Below are 213 nucleotides of genomic sequence, written 5' to 3'. Positions count from 1 at the left end.
CGCCCAGCTTGCCCAGCATCATCACCGTGGGCAGGATCTTGAGCCCGATCAGGACGAAGGCGAGGTTCTCCCAGCCGCCGACCAGCCCGGCGATCCGGCTGGTGACATCGAAGGCCACCTGGCCCATCTCCCAGAGCTTCTTGCCCGCCTTCCAAGCGCCGTCGATCAGGCGCAGCATCTGCGCGCCGACACGCTCGGCCAGTGCCTCGAGCT

General features: G+C 67.6%; 1 protein-coding gene. It reads right to left on the bottom strand.

Features of this window, described 5'->3' with window-relative positions:
* Positions 1-213, bottom strand: a 213-nt coding sequence (locus ABGV18_RS11605; protein ID WP_396586164.1) for a hypothetical protein, incomplete at both ends; no start/stop codon positions are given.

The sequence above is a fragment of the Guyparkeria halopsychrophila genome (assembly GCF_044582135.1).
Classification (GTDB): Bacteria; Pseudomonadota; Gammaproteobacteria; order Halothiobacillales; family Halothiobacillaceae; genus Guyparkeria.
The sequence above is the reverse complement of the archived record's forward strand: the minus strand, read 5'-3'. Positions and strand labels throughout refer to the sequence as shown.